This is a genomic window from Acidovorax sp. JG5 (assembly GCF_017939685.1).
Taxonomy (GTDB): Bacteria; Pseudomonadota; Gammaproteobacteria; order Burkholderiales; family Burkholderiaceae_C; genus Acidovorax.
Window position 1 is genome coordinate 41,470 of the sequence record NZ_JAGKSE010000001.1, and the last position, 15,715, is coordinate 57,184.

Sequence of the window (15,715 nt, forward strand, 5' to 3'; positions counted from 1 at the left end):
AAATGACCAAGACCCTGGTAATTGCAGAAAAACCTTCAGTGGCGCAAGACATCGTGCGCGCACTGACCCCCGTGGCCGGCAAGTTTGACAAGCACGAAGACCACTTCGAGAACGACCGCTATGTAATCACCAGCGCCGTCGGCCACCTGGTGGAAATCCAGGCGCCCGAAGCGTTCGACGTGAAGCGCGGCAAGTGGAGCTTTGCCCACCTGCCCGTGATCCCGCCGTACTTTGACCTGAAGCCCGTGGACAAGACCAAGAGCCGCCTGAACGCGGTGGTCAAGCAGGCCAAGCGCAAGGACGTGACGCAGCTCATCAACGCCTGTGACGCGGGCCGCGAGGGCGAGTTGATCTTTCGCCTGATCGAGCAGTACGCCGGCGGCAGCAAGCCGCTGGGCAAACCCGTCAAGCGCCTGTGGCTGCAGTCCATGACGCCCCAGGCCATCCGCGACGGCTTTGACGCCCTGCGCACCGAGCAGCAGATGGCCGGCCTGGCCAGCGCCGCGCGCAGCCGCTCCGAGGCCGACTGGCTGGTGGGCATCAACGGCACGCGCGCCATGACGGCGTTCAACTCGCGCGACGGCGGCTTCTTTTTGACCACCGTGGGCCGGGTGCAGACGCCCACGCTGTCGCTGGTGGTGGAGCGCGAAGAAAAAATCCGCAAGTTCGTGAGCCGCGACTACTGGGAAATCCACGCCACCTTTGGCGCGCAGGCCGGTGAATACCCCGCCAAGTGGTTCGACCCGAAGTGGAAGAAAGGCGAGGATGTGGAGATGCGTGCCGACCGCGTGTGGTCCGCCGCCGAAGCCACGGCCATTGCCAACGCCGTGCGCGGCAAGCAGGCCACGGTCACCGAAGAGAGCAAGCCCACCACACAGGCATCGCCCCTGCTGTTCGACCTGACCAGCCTGCAGCGCGAGGCCAACGGCAAGTTCGGCTTTAGCGCCAAGACCACGCTGGCCCTGGCGCAAAGCCTGTACGAGCGCCACAAGGCCCTGACCTACCCGCGTACCGACTCGCGCGCGCTGCCCGAAGACTATTTGCCAGTGGCCAAGCAGACCTTCGAGATGCTGGCCGATGTCCAGTCGCATGGCATGCGCCACCTGGCGCCGCACGCGCTCACGGCGCTGAACAACAACTACGTGCGCCCGTCCAAGCGCATTTTCGACAACAGCAAGGTGAGCGACCACTTCGCCATCATCCCCACGCTGCAGGCGCCCAGTGGTTTATCGGAAGCCGAGCAAAAGCTGTACGACCTGGTCGTGCGCCGCTTCATGGCGGTGTTCTTCCCGAGTGCCGAATACACCGTGACCACCCGCATTTCGACAGTGACCCCGCACAGCTTCAAGACCGAAGGCAAGGTGCTGGTCAAACCCGGCTGGCTGGCCATCTACGGCAAGGAAGCGGCCGATGAAGTAGAAGGCGGCAAGGACGGCGACAAGGGCCAGAACCTGGTGCCCGTGCAACCCGGCGAGATGGTCAACACCCTGCAAGTGGACCCCAAGGGCCTCAAGACCAAGCCGCCCGCACGCTACTCTGAAGCCACGCTGCTGGGCGCCATGGAAAGCGCCGGCAAGCAGATCGACGACGAAGAACTGCGCTCGGCCATGCAGGAAAAAGGCCTGGGCACCCCGGCCACGCGCGCGGCCATCATTGAAGGCCTGCTGACCGAAAAATACATGCTGCGCGAAGGCCGCGAGATCATCCCCACGGCCAAGGCCTTCCAGCTCATGACGCTGCTGCGCGGGCTGGAGGTCGAAGAGCTCTGCCGCGCCGACCTGACCGGCGAGTGGGAGTTCAAGCTCTCGCAAATGGAAAAGGGCCTGCTCACGCGCGAATCCTTCATGGCCGACATCGCCGCCATGACCGAGCGCATGGTGAAAAAAGCCAAGGAATACGACCGCGACACCATCCCCGGTGATTACGCCACGCTCGAATCGCCCTGCCCCAACTGCGGCGGTGTGGTGAAAGAGAACTACCGGCGCTTCGCCTGCGTGGGCAAGGCAGGCAGCGAAGGATGCGGCTTCAGCTTTGGCAAATCGCCCGCCGGCCGCACCTTTGAAACCGCCGAGGCCAACGCCCTGCTGCGCGACAAGAAAATCGGCCCGCTGGAAGGCTTCCGCTCCAAGGCGGGCTGGCCCTTCACGTCCGAGATCGTCATCAAATACGACGACGAGGCGCACAACTACAAGCTCGAATTCGACTTTGGCGACGACAAGAAGGGCGAAGAATCCGGCGAGCTGGTGGAGTTTGCCGACGCCGCGCTGGGCCCCTGCCCCATCTGCGGCTCGGAAGTGCACGAGCACGGCAGCAACTACGTGTGCAGCAAGGCCGTGCCCACCGCCGCGCAGCCCACGCCCAGCTGCACCTTCAAGAGCGGCAAGATCATCCTGCAGCAGCCCGTGGAGCGCGAGCAAATGCAAAAGCTGCTGGCCACCGGCAAGACCGATTTGCTCGACAAGTTTGTCAGCATGCGCACCCGCCGCGCCTTCAAGGCCCACCTGGCGTGGGACAAGGAGGCGGGCAAGGTCAACTTTGAGTTTGCACCGAGCAAGTTCCCGCCGCGCCCCGGCGCCGCTTCAAAAACAATAGCTACCAGCGCAAGCAGGACAAGCGCTGCGGCCAAAAAGACCACAAAACCCGCCGCCGCAAAGAAAGCCCCGGCCACCAAGGCACCGCGCAAGGCAGCCGCCGGCAAGGCCCCCAGCGCCGCCCTGGCCGCCGTGATCGGCAGCGAGCCCGTGGCCCGGCCCGAGGCCGTGAAAAAGATGTGGGAATACATCAAGGCCCACAACCTGCAAGACCCCAAGGACAAGCGCACCATCGTCGCCGACGACAAACTGCGCGCCGTGTTCGGCAAGGACAGCGCGGGCATGTTCGAGCTGGCAGGCATCCTGGGCCAGCACCTGGGCTGAGCGGCACCCGCGTGACACGGCCTGTCACCCGCATGGGCTAAGCTGGGGCATCGCGTGTCCACACGCTTTGCCCAGCCCAACGCCCTCGCCATGCCACTGCAGCAACACCACCACACGCCTTCCGGCGGTCCATCCCGCACCCTGCCCTTTGCCGGCGTCACCAACTTCCGCGACCTGGGCGGCTACACCGGCCATGGCGGTCGGCAGGTGCAATGGCGGCGGCTCTTTCGCTCCGACCACCTGGCGGGCCTCACCGCGCAAGACCAGGCCCTGCTGGCCAATCTGGGCGTGGCCCGCGCGGTGGACTTTCGCGGCCGCGCCGAAAGCGCCGCCAACGCCTACACCCTGCCCGGCGTGGCCTACCACCCGCTGGCCATCGAACCCACCGTGGTGCAGCGCGCGCTCGAGTTGCAACGCACCGGCCGCCAGCTCACCGCGCAAGACGCCGTGGCGCTGATGCAGGAAACCTACCGCGGCTTTGTGCACGACAACGCCCCGCGCTTTGCCGAACTGTTTCGCCTGCTGCTGGCCAGCGACGCGCCCACCGTCATCCACTGCACCGCCGGCAAAGACCGCACCGGTTTTGCCGCCGCCCTCATCCTGCTCACCCTGGGCGTGCCGCGCGACGTGGTCATGCACGACTACCTGCTCACCAACGCGCTTTACCAGCGCCCGCCCGGCATGGGCAGCCACGCGCCAGAGGAAGTGCTGCGCGTGCTGTGGCGCGTACAAGAGGACTTTCTGGACGCCGCGTTGCACAAGGTAGACACCGAGTTCGGCGGCCTGCAGGCGTATTTAGTGGACGTGCTGGGGGTGAATGCCGCTGCGCAACGGGAGCTTGCGATGCGGTATCTGCAGGCAGCGTGATGCAGTCGATGGCCGTCGCCGGTTGCGTACAACATGCGGCAAACTCAAGCCAATATTTGGCAATGTCCATCGCCTCCACCTTTTTGACGGATCGCCAGGCCAAGCTCTTTACCTGGCTGTTCCGCCAATCCACGCGCAGCCTCACCTCAGCGCGCTGCGTCGGCTGACGGGCCTGGGCAGCGCATCGGTACAAACCGGACTCAACCGGCTCCCAGTGCGCAGTGGCATCTCCATCAGCGACATCCTCAAGAGCTACCTCGGCTTGCTGTGCCTGGGCAAGAGTCAAAAGGGCCTGCAGATGCTGCTGACCAGAAAGCCTTTGCCGCCTGACTGGGCGCGCGTGCCCCGCGCCACATTGCCTGGCCCATGCGCCCACGATCTCCAGCTCCAGCTCGCCGATGGATTTGCGGCGCAGCCAAGCGTTTGGGGAGGGGCTGACTCTGCAATTTTGATAGCTGCTCGCGCTTATGCCATAAGCGCGAGCAGCCAATTTACCCCTCAAACATTGGCCGAATCCGCCTCTGCCTCCGGCCACAGCTGCGGAAACATGAAGCGCAGCGCGTGCTGCGGCAAGCCAAAGCGCACCTTGCCTTGGGGCGAGTCGGACTTGAGCAGGCCGCGTTTGACCAGTGCGCCCAGTGCGTCGGTGGCGCCCCGGTCGCTCATGCCCAGCATGGCTTTGAATTCGCCGCGCGGCATTTCTTCGCCACTCAAAAACAGGTAGTGCAGGCCGCGCAGGGCCTCTTGGCGCACGCCCTGTTTGAGCACGGTGGCTTCAAACACCAGGCAGGCTTCGATGCGGGTTTTGATGGCCTCAAAGTCGAGCAGGCCGGCCATGAAGCGGACTTGGTCCAGGCAGGTGTCCAGCACGTAGGTGGCCCATGCAATCAGGGCCTGCTCGCTCAGGTTGCCGCGCCCGTCCAGGTCGCCACGGCGCAGGCTGTCGGCGTCGGCCAGCAGCGCGTAGTAGCGCTCGGTGCTGCGGGCAAAGCCCCGCAGGGGCGACCACAGCCCGCCGGTGTAGCCCATCGCGGTGAGCCAGGTGTGGGTGTGCAGCCGCATGACGCGGCCGTTGCCATCGACAAAGGGGTGCACCCAGCCCAGCCGCTGGTGCGCGCAGGCCAACGCTACCAAAGCCACCTCGCCACGGCGCACGCCGCCATAGAACGCTGCCCAGCGCTGCAAAAACAGGGGCACAACGGCATGCGCCGGTGCCACATGCTGACCCACACGCACGTCGCGCTGGCGCAGTGCACCGGGGGCGATGGGTAACGCAGTTGCCAGCCAAGATCAGGCGTTGGTTGGCAAGAGGTGATCCAACGCCGGTGCGTGGGGCGAGAGCTATGGTTTTGATAGCTGCCATCGCTTATGGCCAGACAAATTGGAATCTGACCCCAATTATTGAGACATCAATGATTAATCCAGTTGTGTCATCATGTAACCCATTTTGTTGCATGATCGACCATAGAGGTTCTTTTGAGTCTGTATTCGTCTTTGAAGCTTTGGCGCCTTGCTGCAGAAGCCTTTTTGGCGATTGTTGTGGCGTTTCTCATGCTGGCAATCATGCCCAAACTGATGCCGAGCTCGGATCTCATGACCCATCTGACTGCGCGCAGCCAGGCAGCGCTCGTCGGCAGCTTTTACCCCATTCAACAACGTGACAACGTCACCGTTTTGTTGATTGACGACAAGGCGCTGGCTGACCTGGAACAGGGTTGGCCGGTTCCCTATGCCACCCATGCGCGGTGGCTGTCCAATTTGGGCACCTTGTACCAGCCGCGCGCCGTGTTCCTTGACATCACCTTCACACAGGCGCGCAAAGACGAGACGCTGCCCCAGCTTGTTCAGGCCTTGTGCCGCCTGCGTGATCAGGGTGTCCCAGTATTTCTGGCGGCGTTGCCAGACCCTCAAACAGGTCGGCTTGCGGTGCGCAGGGGCCTGGACAGCCCTGCCGGTGAGCGCCCTTGTTTTACTTTGGTGGGTGTCAATTACCAACCGCACCAAGTGGACCGTCTGGTCTGGAGCTACCCACTGTGGACGGCCAACCAGGGGACGGGCAGTGCGATGGTGGATGCGCGCAGCGGCGCCCTGGCAATGGCGCAAGACGTTGCGGGGCTCGATGTCCCGCGCTTTGACGAGCCCATGGCCCTGACATGGGGTGTCAACAACCAGGATATTCGACGCTTTGGCGAATGGTGCCGGTTTGCCGGCTCGGTGGCCGAGGAACTCATCCCTCCCGGGCTTCGTGCGCTTCATGCGGGCGAGGAGGTGCTCAAGCCCATCTGCCCCTACAGCCGTTCGCTAACCGTGAGTGAGCTCAAGCCACAAACCGAAGAGGACGAGGCCAGGTTGCATGCCTTGTTGAACGGCAAGTTCGTGATCATGGGCGCTGCGATCAGCGGCACCAACGACATGATCACCTCGCCCGTGCATGGGCCGATCCCCGGTGTCTTTATGCATGCCATGGCCCTGGACAACTTGCTGACCTACAACGGCCATTACAAGCGGGCGCTTGAATGGCAACTGCCACCCGCCTGGCCACTGTTCTGGATGGGTCTGGTGGTGGTGCTGACGGCCCATGCCCTGCACATGACTGTCTGGCAACCTCTGAGAAAGCGCACATTGGCATGTCAGAAAAGGATTGCCGAACGCTGTCCAGATTCGCGCCAGATTTTTTTCAGCACGTCAGAGCTCAGCGAGCTTGAATCGAAAACACCATTTAAAAAACCTTATTCGGCAGGTTTTTTTCGCCAAATGGCGGCGAAGCTGGCCCGTCTTGTCGGTCTGGTAGTGCTTCGGGTGGCGCGCATTTTTGTGTCATCGGTTGTCATCATGGGGCTGGTGGTGTGGATGCAAAAGTGGTTTGACATCGGCACGCTGCCCATTGTTGATTTGGCACTGATGGCGCTGGTTGCGGAGTGGCTGGGTTGGACAGCCCACGTTCTCGATTTTTTCCCGTGGCGCAACCACACACCCTCACTTCAGGAGAAATGAATGTCCCTCAAGTCCGTTGTCACCCTTTGCGCCTCGCGCGTTCTGCGTTTTGCTGGCGTATCGGCCGCCGCTGTGGTTTTTGTGACAGCGTCCCCGACAGTGGCCGCCCAAAACACGGAAGGCAAACAGATCACGGCGGCCAGCGTGAAGCAGTTGCCGCTTTTTGCGCAACCCGGCGATGCCACCCCTGCCAAGACGGTGACCCCCGATGGCATGCCATGGCCCATTCTGGAAGAAAAGCAGGATTTTTTCCGCGTGAAGGTAGGGGGCGCTGATTTCTGGGTAGACAGCATGCAGGTGCGTGCGACACGCAGCGTGAGCGCCCAGTGCACCGTGCTGGCGGGCAAGGCCGCAACGCCCGTGGGCGCAACGCCTGGTGCGGGCAAAGATGCCTGTGCAGTTCGGTGAGAGGGATGCCTTTCATGAAGCGCCCCCTCGTTGGTCGCGGCGCGGTGCTGGCCATGTGCACCGCAGTTTTTTTGCTGTCTGCTTGTGAAACCCTGCCGGAGGCGGGCAAGAAGTTGAGCGAACTGACGGGGATCAAACCCGCCATTCGCGTGGGAGAGCTGCCGCCGCCACCGGCTGCCCGTATCTGGCCAGATGCCGCGCTGGATGTACTCAACCAACGCGCTCGTGGCTACGGTTTGGTGGAGATGCCAGAAATGCAAACCTACCTCAACGGCTTGCTGCAAAAGATCAAGCAAGCGGCCGGGGTGCCAACCTGGCCGGGCGCGGTTTACATCACAGCGGCCACGGATCTTGAGGCCTACTGCACTGGAGCGGGCAACATTTACGTGTCGCTGCCGTGGTTGCGTTCCATGGAGTCGGAAGACGAAATGGTTGCGCTGCTCGCCCATGAATGGGGACATGTCTATATGGACTCGCACCAGCTGGAATCAACCATCACGACCAGCGACGAGCTTGCGAAATGGACCGGAGTCGGGGTTGCCCTGGCGCGCAAGGCCGGTAATGCCAGTGGCTGGACGGCCGTTGACAGCGTGCTGGCAGCCTACGAAGTGGGCAAAAATACGCTGGCCCCCGCATGGGGCCGCAGCGATGAAGAAGACGCGGACACGTTCGGGGTGACCGTCAGCATGCAGATGGGCTATTCGTTTCCCAGTGGCTACAAGGCTTTCCTGGAGCGCATGGCGACATGGGACGCCGAGAATGAAAAACGGCGCGAGGCGGAACGCGCGTCGATATTGCAGCAATTGAAAAATGCTTCGGCGCACAACGTGCGCAAGCAAAACAGCGCAACCAAAGATGCTCAGATCAGTTTGCAGGATGCACAGATCAACCTGAATGCCAGCGTGATTGAAATGGGCCACAACATATCCGGCAGTTGGGCTGACTTGCTCAAAAAGGTTGGTCAAACCCACCCCGATGTTGAAGCGCGCCTGGCGTCACTCGTTGCGCAAGTTCAGCCGTTGATGGCTGGCAAGCCCCGACCTGCAGCAACCACACAGCCCTGGCGGCGCGCACTGGCGCAGCCACGCACGGCGGCGGTGCTGATCAACTACCAGCGTGCAGCAGATGCCCAGGCTGCGTTGCAACAACAAGACTTTCGTGCTGCACGCAAACTGGCGCTTGAGGCCGCCAGCGGCCCTACGGCACAACATGCGCTGCCGGTGCTGATGCTGGACCTGACCGAAATCTACGCCGAAACCCAACCCGCTCCGGCACGGCGCGCGCCGACTCGTAGCGCCGCGGTTCAGCGCCATGTGGATCCGTTGGACAGGAATCTCCGATCAGAACCGGACCGTGCCTGGCGAATTTATGTCACGCGGGCCAACAAGTTGCTCGGCGCGGGCCAAAGCACTCAGGCGAAGTCCGTGATGAGCGAAGGATTTGCTTACTTCGACAATGCCCCTGCTGCCTGGCCGGACGCCATTGCCTTTGCGGGACAGGCGCAGGGATGGGACAAAGCCAAACAGCTGGCACAGACCTGCGCGCAGCGCTTTCCAAGCTCGGCAACCCTTTGCAGGAAAGCTGCTGCGTCGCCGCAAGAGGTGGCAGAGGCGGCCCGGCAATCAGAGGCAAAAGCAAAATCAATCACTGACAAGTGGTTCAAAAAATAAGGCGGCCTCACACCCTGCCATCGCAGTGCGGCGGCACCACCGGCGAAGACCCACCGGGCTTTCGCGAAGGCCCGGGCGGCCCGCTGCACCTGGCGTACCTGCGCGCCCCCGATGGCAACAAGCTGTGCGCGCTGCACCGCCCCGCCAGGTGGGCCTGCTGCACCCGTGCTGGCAACGCCGCGTTGCATCCTGGCCGCTGTCACGCCTGCAAAATAATGCAATATTCATAGCTGCTTGCGCAGGTGGCATAAGCGCTGGAGCCCTAAAACACTCCAAATTTTCACCCGCTCAGGTCGCAACCGCACCTGCGCCATACTTGCCCGCCACCGTTCCTCACGCGCGCTGTTGCCGTGGACGATGTTGCCAGCCTGAGGAGGGCGCGTGAAATCTGCAAGTGATACCTGGTTCGACGAGGCCTACTACCAGCGCTACTACTTCGACAAGAAAACCAGCGTGATCGACCCCGCGCACGCCGAGCGGCTGGGCGCGTTTGTGTGCAGCTACCTGCAATACCTGCGCGTGCCGGTGCGCCGGGTGCTGGATGTGGGCTGCGGCATTGGCCTGTGGCGTGCGGCGGTGGCGCGGCACTTGCCCGATGCCAGCTACCACGGCGTGGAGTTCAGCGACTACCTGTGCGGGCGCTTTGGCTGGGAGCGCGGTTCGGTGGTGGACTACCAGGCCCATGACCCGGCCGAGCCGTTCGATTTGGTGATCTGCCAGGGCGTGCTGCCTTACCTGGACCCGTCCGACCTGAAGCGGGCCCTGCGCAACCTGGGCCGCCTGAGCCGGGGCGCGCTGTATGTCGAAGCCGTCACGCGCGAGGACTATGAGCGTGACATCCTCGACGAAGACCTGACCGACCCGCGCCTGTTTCGCCACCGGGCCGAGCTGTACCGGCGCGGCCTGCAAGAGGGCTTTACCGAGCTGGGCGGCGGCCTGTGGCTGAGCCGCCAGTCCGAGGTGCCTTTGTTTGAACTCGAATGCGCGGGGGGCCGATGACGATGACGATGACGATGACGATGACGATGACGATGACGATGACGATGACCATGGCTGCAGCGCCCGTGGTGCCCCATGCCGTCGCGCGCCAACGCGCCGAGCGCCTGGCGCGCAGCTCCAAGCCCTTTCTGGCGCGCGGCGGCCCGCGCGGCGAGCGCTGCGCCGGCTGCCGCCTGCTGCCCAGCCACTGCCTGTGCGCGCTGCGCCCGGCCGTGCCCACGCGCGCGGGCATGTGTTTGCTGATGGGCGATGTGGAGGCGCTCAAGCCCAGCAACACCGGCTGGCTGATCGCCGATGTGGTGGCCGACACCTTCGCCTTTGGCTGGGCGCGCACTGCGGTGCACCCGGATTTGCTGGCCCTGCTGGCCGACCCGCAGTGGCAGCCGGTGGTGGTGTTTCCGGGTGACGGCGTAGCGCCCGAGCGGCTGCTCCATGCCATGCCCCGCAACGCGGAAACCGCGCCCCCGCACAGCGCCACGGCAAAGCGCCCGCTGTTCGTGCTGCTCGATGGCACCTGGCCCGAGGCGCGCCGCATGTTTCGCAAAAGCCCCTATCTGGACCGCCTGCCCGTGCTCATCCTGCAGCCGGGGCAGCGCTCGCGCTACCGCCTGCGCCATGCGCTGCACGACGACCACCTGTGCACCGCCGAGGTGGCAGCCCTGTGCCTGGAACTGGCGGGCGAAACCCGCGCCGCGCAAACGCTGGAGGCCTACCTCGACGTGTTCACCCACCACTATCTGCAGGCCAAGAACCAGCTGCCGGTGGATGTGGACGACGCACTGCACCAGCGCCTGCGCGATGTGAGCACGCAGGCGTAAGCCGCTCCCGCGCGACATCGCCATCCGGTGTGACCGCAGGGGATTGCGCCCCGGGCGCAAAATGCACCGATGAAAGCACCCCCCCGCCTGCAGTCCCTCATCGAGGAAGGCCTGATCGACACCGTGGTCCGCCAGCTCATGAGCGGCAAGGAAGCCATGGTTTTTGTGGTGCGCTGTGGCGATGAAACCCGCTGCGCCAAGATCTACAAAGAAGCCACCCACCGCAGCTTCCGCCAGGCGGTGGATTACACCGAAAACCGCAAGGTCAAGAACTCGCGCTCGGCCCGCGCCATGGCCAAGGGCAGCAAGTTTGGCCGGCAAGAACAAGAGGCCGCCTGGCAAAGCGCCGAGGTCGATGCGCTCTACCGCCTGGCCGCTGCCGGCGTGCGCGTGCCGCAGCCGTTCAACTTTCACGACGGCGTGCTGCTGATGGAACTGGTGACAGATGCGCACGGCGACGCGGCCCCGCGCCTGAACGACGTGGGTTTTACGCCCGAAGACGCGCGCACCCACCACGCCACGCTGGTGGCCGAGGTGGTGCGCATGCTGTGCGCGGGCGTGGTGCACGGCGACTTGTCGGAGTTCAACATCCTGCTGGCGCACCTGCCAGGCGCAGAAGGTGAGGCCGGCACCGATGGCCCCGTCATCATCGACCTGCCCCAGGCCGTGGACGCTGCCGGCAACAACCACGCCCCGCGCATGCTGCTGCGCGACGTGGCCAACCTGCGCGACTTTTTCGGCCAGTTCGCGCCCGAGCTGCGCAGCACCCAATACGGCCCCGAGATCTGGAGCCTGTACCAGAGCGGGCTGCTCAGCAACGAGACCCCGCTCACCGGCATCTATGCGCCCGCGCACACCGATGTGGACATGCAGGCCGTGCTGCGCGAAATCGACGACGCCCGCGATGAAGACGCGGCGCGCAGGCTGCGCATGGCGGCGGGCTGAGGGATAACTCCTGATTTGATAGCTGGTTGCGCTTATCTATCCAGCGCTAGCGGCCAATTTGGCTTGAAATGCTGCCGCAGCGCCGTGTCTTTGCGCACGCCGTTGCCTTACAGTAGCCGCCCTTGCTTTCTGCAAGCAAAACCACCCACAACACACCACCTGCCCACAGGGCACCCCCCCATGACCCAAGATTCGGCCCGCCAAAGAGAACTCAAACCCATGGCGCTGTGCGAGCCCTGCCAGGGCATCCAGCGCAACTGGCGCAAGGCGCCCGGCCACGCCGAACTGGTGCAGCGCGGCAACCGCAAGGAAGACCGCGACCACGGCCCCGTCACCATCACCCGCTATGTGTGCGACCGCTGCGGCACGGCCTGGGAGTATGAGAACGACAAGACCAACCTGCACGCCGGCTGGTCGGTGGTGGGGCGTTAAATTACTATTGAATTAATAGCTGCCTGCGCTTGATGGATAAGCGCTAGCGGCCAATATGGCTCGCATTCTCGGCGGCAATGGCCCGAAAGCCTGCCGACACCCGCGCGTCCGCCGCCGCGGCCTGCCAGAACTGCCGCGCCAGGGCCTGCGCCTCGGCCCATTCGCCCAGCGTGGCGGCGCTGGGTTGCAGCGGGCGGCTGGCAAAGTCGCGCGGCACCAGCTCGCCGCCCACGGGCGCATACAGCATGGGCAACATGTCGTAGGTGGGCGACAGCGCCCAGTCGTCGCCCTGCAGCACCAGCGAGATGTTGCCGTAATGCCGGTCGGTGTTGGCGATGAGCTGGCCGTAGGCCTCCAGCAGGCGCAGGGTGCGGGCGTCGGCCGGCGTGAGCAGGTGGCGCGCCGCCATGCGGTTGGCGGTGGCGGCCCAGTTGTCGATCTCGCCCACGTATTCGGCGTTGTAGACCTGCAGCGACACCATGCCGATGCGCCCGCCCAAGCTGCGGGGATCGTCGCCCTGCAGCGGCGTGCGGTCAAAGCGCTCCGACTCCAGAAACACCCGCCCCGCGCCCCTGAACAGCTGCGTGGGCGCGGCTGGCAAGCCCGCCTGCGCCAGCGTGTGCAGCGCCAGGTGCTCGCACACCAGCAGGTCGCGCATGCGCTGGTCGGTGGGGGCGTCGCCAGCGGGCGAGAACTTCACGATGGCGTGGCGCCCGGCGGTGATGGTGCAGAACTTGGGCTGCTCGCCCCCGGCCGACGAGCCCGGGTGCGTGCCGCGCATGGCCTGCTCGGCCAGCTGCGGGTAGTCAGCGGCCGAGGCCACGCGCGATGCGCGCGCGGGCAGGGTGTGAAAGCGCTGGAACGCGGCCTCGCCCATGATGAGGTTGCCCGGCAGGTCGTCGCCATACAGCGTCATGGCGCGCAGCACGTCGTCGTCGCTCCAGTGGCGCGGGTCGTGGCCCAGCTGCAGCTCGGGGTGGGCCTGGGCAAAGGTGCGGCCCATGAAGCCCTGGGGGCGCATGTCGTCCAGAAACCAGGGCAGGCCGTCGTGCCGCGCGCTCACGCCATCGGCTTCGTCCACCCAGAACGCGCCGCCCACCAAAGGCACCAGGCGCGCAAACGGCGCGGGCCGGCCCTGCGCGTCGATGCGCATCACCCGCACCTCGTTGCCCACGCCGGGCACGGTGCGCGGCAGCACATAGCGCTGCGAGCGCGCTGCGCCCACCTTCTGCACCTGGCCCGCCTGGATCAGCGGTGCCAGCGCACGCGACACCGTGGGCTGGCTCACGCCCAGCAGCTCCTGCAACTCAGCGCTGGTCAGCACGCCGCCCTGCCGGCGCAGGGCGTGCAGGGCTTTGGGGGTGAGTTCGTGGAGACCGGCCATGAATGATTATATGAATAGATAAATTTCGGAAAATTACCAATTAAATCAATTGTCTAAGTGCATTGTTGAATAGATAAAAAAGAGGTGGTTTGAGGAAAGAATGGGGCCATGGCGCCGATGGCCTGGCACCTTTTCCCCGCATCCGTGTCCCACCTCTCCGACCAGGAGAAACCCATGCTGCATCGCCGACGATTTTTGAGCACCGCCACCGGGGGGCTGCTTGCCCTGGGTGCGGCGGCGCTGCTGCTGGGGCGTGGCGCGCTGGCCCAGCCCAGCTACACCGTGCCGCTGGCGCAATTGCAGGAAATGGTGGCGCAGAAGTTTCCGCGCAGCGTGCCGGTGCGGGGCTTGCTCGACCTGACCCTGCAGGCGCCGCGCCTGCGCCTGCTGCCCGAGGTGAACCGCCTGGGCGCCGCCATGGCGGTGGACGCCGCCGGCCCCGCGCTGCGGCGCAGCCACACAGGCAGTTTCGATGTGGAGTTTGCGCTGCGCTACGAGGCCAGCGACCGCACGCTGCGGGCGCACCAGCTCACGCTGGTGCGGCTGGAGTTCCCTACCCTCCGGCCGTCCGTCACGGAAATCCTCAACGCCTACGCACCCGTGCTGGCCGAGCAATCCCTGCGCGAAGTCACGCTGCACCAGCTGCGCCCGCAGGACACGGCCGTGTTCGATGGCCTGGGCCTGCAGCCGGGGCCCATCACGGTCACAGCCCAGGGGCTGACTGTGGCGTTTGTGGGCAAGCAGCCCTGACGGGCGCAGAAGAACGTCTTCATGGGCGCCTGGATGGATTCGACGACAAGCTATTAAATAGATAGCTACCAGCGCTTGATGGGCGTGGGCTATGACACTATTTGACCAAAACAGAGGCGCCCACCGTCCTGCTGCGCGCACCGCACTGTCCTATCCGAAGCACTTTCGTTGGGGCACCATGGGCCCCATGTTCGACAGACATACCGCCGCTTGTGGCGGCGTCAACCCAAGGAGCCTCTGATGTCGTCCTCTCCCGTCGCCTCTTCATCTGCTGCCACCCAGCCCATCGTGCAAACCCAGCCGCTGGGCCCGCTGTGGCCCACGATGGACCCGTTCTTGTTCTGTGCCCACCATGACGATGCCTATCCCGCAGGCAATGGTGCGTTCGCGCCCGCCGTGCCGCTGGAAGACCGCCAGATCGGCAGCGACTTCAGCCGCAAGGACGGCTGGAGCATGTACCACGGCGACACGGTGCCCGGCTTTCCGGGCCACCCGCACCGTGGCTTTGAAACCGTGACGCTGGTGCGCAAGGGCCTGATCGACCATTCCGACTCGCTGGGCGCGGCCGCGCGCTTTGGCGGCGGCGACGTGCAGTGGCTCACCGCCGGCAAGGGCGTTGTGCACTCTGAAATGTTCCCGCTGCTCAACGCCACCGAGCCCAATCCGCTGGAGCTGTTCCAGATCTGGCTGAACCTGCCCGCGCGCAACAAGATGGTGGCGCCGCACTTCACCATGCTGTGGAACGAGCGCATTCCGCGCCTGGTGCACCACGACGAGGCAGGCCGCGCCACCACCGTGACCGTGGTGGCCGGTGCCCTGCCCGGCGCACCCGCCCCGCTGGCGCCGCCGCCCGAATCCTGGGCCTCGCAGCCCGAGGGCGATGTGGCCATCTGGACGCTGCACCTGGCACCCGGCGCGCAGTGGACGCTGCCGGCCGCGCAGGGCCAGGGCACGCGCCGCATGCTGTATTTCTTTGCGGGCGACAGCCTGCGCGTGGGGCCGCAGGAGGTGGGCCAGCATGCCGCGCTGGAGGTGGTGGCGGGCCAGGACTGGCGGCTCACCAACACCGGCGCCACGCCCGTCGAATGCCTGCTGCTGCAAGGCCAGCCGATTGGCGAGCCCGTGGCGCAATATGGCCCCTTCGTGATGAACACGCAGGCCGAGATCATGCAGGCCATGAACGACTACCGCCGCACCCAGTTCGGCGGCTGGCCCTGGCCCGAGCAGGACCCGGTGCACGGCACCGAGGCGCGGCGGTTTGCGCGCTACCCCGGCCAGGCCGAGGACGATCGGCCCGGCGCGGCTGCCGCGCCAACCGCATCGGCCTGACCTGGTACCGGGCGCATGCTGCGCGCCTCGTGGACAATCCGAGGTTTTGATCCGCGCGGCGGTGTCTATGGATCCGGCCCTTTGATGTATCCCATACCGTTCAGGCTGAGCTTGTCGAAGCCCTTCGACAAGCTCAGGGCGAACGGTTAAACCTTCATCGGGCCATATCCATAGTTGCCTTCTGCACCGCCCCGCGCAGCCCCC

General features: G+C 64.9%; 12 protein-coding genes and 2 pseudogenes. 12 read left to right on the plus strand and 2 right to left on the minus strand.

The window, feature by feature from the left end; translation table 11 throughout:
* Positions 1–2 precede the first annotated feature (2 nt).
* Complete coding sequence (locus J8G26_RS00205; protein ID WP_210567502.1) at positions 3–2,915, plus strand: DNA topoisomerase III; 2,913 nt, start codon at positions 3–5, stop codon at positions 2,913–2,915.
* A 90-nt stretch (positions 2,916–3,005) separates the two neighbouring features.
* Complete coding sequence (locus tag J8G26_RS00210; protein ID WP_210567786.1) at positions 3,006–3,782, plus strand: tyrosine-protein phosphatase; 777 nt, start codon at positions 3,006–3,008, stop codon at positions 3,780–3,782.
* A 498-nt stretch (positions 3,783–4,280) separates the two neighbouring features.
* Here the strand turns inward: J8G26_RS00210 and J8G26_RS00215 are convergent.
* A pseudogene (locus J8G26_RS00215) lies at positions 4,281–5,048 on the minus strand (Fic family protein); the annotation flags it as partial.
* A gap of 210 nt (positions 5,049–5,258) precedes the next feature.
* Between J8G26_RS00215 and J8G26_RS00220 the strand changes: the two are divergent.
* The 8 genes and pseudogenes from J8G26_RS00220 to J8G26_RS00250 all read left to right on the plus strand — a co-directional run bounded on the left by J8G26_RS00220 (position 5,259) and on the right by J8G26_RS00250 (position 12,048).
* Complete coding sequence (locus J8G26_RS00220; protein WP_210567503.1) at positions 5,259–6,776, plus strand: CHASE2 domain-containing protein; 1,518 nt, start codon at positions 5,259–5,261, stop codon at positions 6,774–6,776.
* Positions 6,777–7,184, plus strand: coding sequence for a hypothetical protein (locus J8G26_RS00225; protein WP_087747936.1), 408 nt, complete (start codon positions 6,777–6,779; stop codon positions 7,182–7,184).
* A 14-nt stretch (positions 7,185–7,198) separates the two neighbouring features.
* A complete protein-coding gene (locus J8G26_RS00230; protein WP_210567504.1) occupies positions 7,199–8,854 on the plus strand; it encodes a M48 family metalloprotease in 1,656 nt (551 codons plus the stop codon).
* A gap of 29 nt (positions 8,855–8,883) precedes the next feature.
* Positions 8,884–9,003: pseudogene (locus tag J8G26_RS19240) on the plus strand (VOC family protein); the annotation flags it as partial.
* Between the two features lie 232 nt (positions 9,004–9,235).
* The gene (locus tag J8G26_RS00235; protein WP_210567505.1) at positions 9,236–9,853 is read left to right on the plus strand and encodes a class I SAM-dependent methyltransferase; all 618 of its coding nucleotides are present in this window, start codon (positions 9,236–9,238) and stop codon (positions 9,851–9,853) included.
* 44 nt (positions 9,854–9,897) lie between these two features.
* Entirely contained in the window at positions 9,898–10,671 is a 774-nt protein-coding gene (locus J8G26_RS00240; protein WP_087748473.1) for a tRNA-uridine aminocarboxypropyltransferase, read from the plus strand.
* A gap of 69 nt (positions 10,672–10,740) precedes the next feature.
* On the plus strand, positions 10,741–11,616 hold the full coding sequence (locus J8G26_RS00245; RefSeq protein WP_210567506.1) for a PA4780 family RIO1-like protein kinase: 876 nt from the start codon (positions 10,741–10,743) through the stop codon (positions 11,614–11,616).
* A 180-nt stretch (positions 11,617–11,796) separates the two neighbouring features.
* On the plus strand, positions 11,797–12,048 hold the full coding sequence (locus J8G26_RS00250; protein WP_210567507.1) for a hypothetical protein: 252 nt from the start codon (positions 11,797–11,799) through the stop codon (positions 12,046–12,048).
* A 43-nt stretch (positions 12,049–12,091) separates the two neighbouring features.
* Here the strand turns inward: J8G26_RS00250 and yjjJ are convergent, their stop codons facing one another.
* Positions 12,092–13,432, minus strand: coding sequence for a type II toxin-antitoxin system HipA family toxin YjjJ (gene yjjJ, locus J8G26_RS00255; RefSeq protein ID WP_087747947.1), 1,341 nt, complete (start codon positions 13,430–13,432; stop codon positions 12,092–12,094).
* A gap of 174 nt (positions 13,433–13,606) precedes the next feature.
* Here yjjJ and J8G26_RS00260 point away from each other — a divergent pair, with 174 nt between their 5' ends.
* Both J8G26_RS00260 and J8G26_RS00265 read left to right on the plus strand, forming a co-directional pair.
* The gene (locus J8G26_RS00260) at positions 13,607–14,182 is read left to right on the plus strand and encodes a DUF1439 domain-containing protein (protein WP_087748477.1); all 576 of its coding nucleotides are present in this window, start codon (positions 13,607–13,609) and stop codon (positions 14,180–14,182) included.
* A gap of 240 nt (positions 14,183–14,422) precedes the next feature.
* Complete coding sequence (locus J8G26_RS00265; protein WP_210567508.1) at positions 14,423–15,511, plus strand: pirin family protein; 1,089 nt, start codon at positions 14,423–14,425, stop codon at positions 15,509–15,511.
* The last annotated feature ends 204 nt before the right edge of the window (positions 15,512–15,715 follow it).